Genomic DNA, 2,446 nt, shown 5'->3' on the forward strand with positions numbered 1-2,446 from the left:
GAGAAAAAACCCGCCCCGCCGAGCGCTCCGGCCCCGGCAGCAGGGCAGCGCATGCCTCCCAACGGCTACACCAAGTAGCCTCGGCTCAAAGACAGCCGACATCGATGGCGTGACTTGACGGCGATCTGGCGCCCGGCGCACCATTGCCAGGCAGTCCCCGTTCCAGGCATTTCTGGCAGACGGGATTTCATCACTAGGGGTAAAGGGGGGGCCATGAGAAAATCTGGAATCGTAACCGGAGCAGGCCTATTGCTGGCGTCACTGCTTGGCGTCGTCGCGGCTCATGCCGACGACATGCTGGGATCCTATGTCGCGCGCATTTCCGATCGCGACCATCAGGCGAGTGACGGCTATGCGCTGGACAATGCCGCGCAGATGGTGCGGCAGGACCGCGCCAACTGGCACAAATTCCACCGCCGTGACAGCGACGACGAGGCTGATGGCTGGTTCAGGACCAACGACCAGCGCGCCGACCTGCAGCGCATGCTGGAACGCGGCGGCGCGATGAGTTCCTCGACCAAGCGCGCCATCGTCAATGGCGAACCGCTGATCCAGGTCGACGTCTACGAAAACAGCGTGCGCGTCAGCATTCTCGAGAACTGACGGGCCGTCGCCGGGGCGGCTGACAGTCGGCTTCGGGGACGGCTGATAGCAAAAGGCGGCGCCTCGGCGCCGCCTTGCCATCGATAGACTCGGCGGCTGAAAAGATCAGGCCGCTTCTTCCTTGTCGTCGTCTTCTTCTTCGGACTCGTCGCCTTCAGCCTTCACGCTGTCCTCGGCGTCGTCTTCGTCCTCGTCTTCATCTTCGTCGTCATCCGAGAGCGTGGCAGCTTCGGTGGACTCTTCGCCTTCTTCATCGTCGCCGTCTTCGTCGTCATCAGACAGGTCAGCGGCTTCGATCGCTGCGGCGGCGGCATGATCGAGAATGGTTTCGGAAGCGGATTCAAGCGCCTCGGCGGGAGTTTCTTCTGTCACTTCGATTTCGTGATCGGAATTCATGGAAGCCTCCGTGGGGTTGGGGAACATGTCCCTTTTGCCACGGAGAGATCATCGCCATATGACTGTAAGCCGGCTCGAACGGCCGGTAGCAGAGAATATTTTCTTCGCCTTAACCTGCGATCCTGGAGAAATCCGCGACCTGACCGGTGGCCGTGCGGATGCGGGCGAGCAGCGCCAGGCGGTTGGCACGCACCGCCTGATCCTCATCGTTTACAAGAACATGCTCAAAGAATGAATCAACCGGCTCGCGCAACACGCTAAGCGCCAGCAAGGCGCCGGAAAAATCATCGTTTTGAATCGCTTCGCCGGCTTGCTTCTCAGCCTGGTTCACCGCCGCAAACAGCGATTTCTCGGTATCCGCGCGAAACAGCGCCGGCTCAACGGTTTCGGCGACCGCCGTTTTCTTTTTCTCCTCGGCAGCCAGAATGTTGGCCGCGCGCTTAGTGCCGGCGAGCAGGTTCTTGCCGTCCTCGGTGTCGAGGAAGGCGCCGAGCGCCTCGACGCGGCGGACGATCTGCAAGAGGTCGTCGGACTGCGGCGTGATGACGGCATCGATGAGATCGTGCCGGGCGCCCTGATCGCGGAGGTAGACTTTCAGGCGGTCGTGGAAGAAGGACAGAAGGTCAGACGCTTTCCCGACGATGGCTGCCAGCGCCAGTCGAATATCATTCTCGACCAATATTCTAACCACACCCAGCGCCGCTCTACGCAGCGCATAGGGATCCTTCGACCCAGTCGGCTTTTCGTCGATTGCCCAGAAACCGACCAGCGTATCGAGCTTATCGGCAAGCGCCACTGTGATCGAAACCGGATCGCTCGATACGCGATCGGACGGGCCTTGCGGCTTGTAGTGTTCCTCCGCTGCAGCGGCGACCGATGCATGCTCGCCCTGAAGCAGCGCATATTTGCGGCCCATGGCGCCTTGCAGTTCCGGGAACTCGCCGACGACTTCGGTGGTGAGATCTGCCTTGGCCAAGACGGCAGCGCGGCGCGCGAGTGCGGGATCGGCGCCGACTGTCGGAGCCAGTTCTTCCGCCAATCGCTTGATCCGCTCCACCCGTTCGCCCTGCGTGCCGAGCTTGGCGTGGAAAGTCACGCCGAGATGGTCGAGGCGGGCCATGCGCTGGTCGAGAGGCTTCTTGAGATCAAGCCCGAATTTTTCCGCCGATGCCTCGAGCTCAGCCAGGTCAGGCAAATCGCCCTGGTCGGTCGTCCAGAAATAAAGCGCGTCGGACAGACGGGCGCGCACCACCTTGCCGTTGCCGTGGGCGATCTCCTTGCCGCCATCCCTGGCTTCGATGTTGGCGGTTAGAATGAAGCAATTGGAAAGCGCGTCGGCGACACCCTGCGGCCGCGTAACAAAGCACTTCTGGTTGGCGCGGCCGCAGGGTGTCGACGACGCGCTTTCCAATCGCTTCATTCTAACCGCCAACATCGAAGCCAGGGA

Annotated in this window: 3 protein-coding genes; 1 reads left to right on the forward strand and 2 read right to left on the reverse strand. The window is 61.7% G+C overall.

Going from position 1 to position 2,446, the window contains the following annotated elements; translation table 11 throughout:
* Window positions 1-213: 213 nt before the first annotated feature.
* Window positions 214-603, forward strand: coding sequence for a hypothetical protein (locus EN879_RS32095; protein ID WP_024502648.1), 390 nt, complete (start codon window positions 214-216; stop codon window positions 601-603).
* 105 nt (window positions 604-708) lie between these two features.
* On the opposite strand, the gene EN879_RS32100 is transcribed toward EN879_RS32095, so the two are convergent.
* Window positions 709-999: a hypothetical protein gene (locus EN879_RS32100; protein ID WP_063170186.1), complete on the reverse strand. Its 291-nt coding sequence runs from the start codon at window positions 997-999 to the stop codon at window positions 709-711.
* A 109-nt stretch (window positions 1,000-1,108) separates the two neighbouring features.
* Window positions 1,109-2,446, reverse strand: a 1,338-nt coding sequence (gene glyS, locus EN879_RS32105; RefSeq protein ID WP_245493904.1) for a glycine--tRNA ligase subunit beta, incomplete at its 5' end; no start/stop codon positions are given.

This window comes from Mesorhizobium sp. M7A.F.Ca.AU.002.02.1.1 (assembly GCF_003998535.1).
Taxonomy (GTDB): Bacteria; Pseudomonadota; Alphaproteobacteria; order Rhizobiales; family Rhizobiaceae; genus Mesorhizobium; species Mesorhizobium ciceri.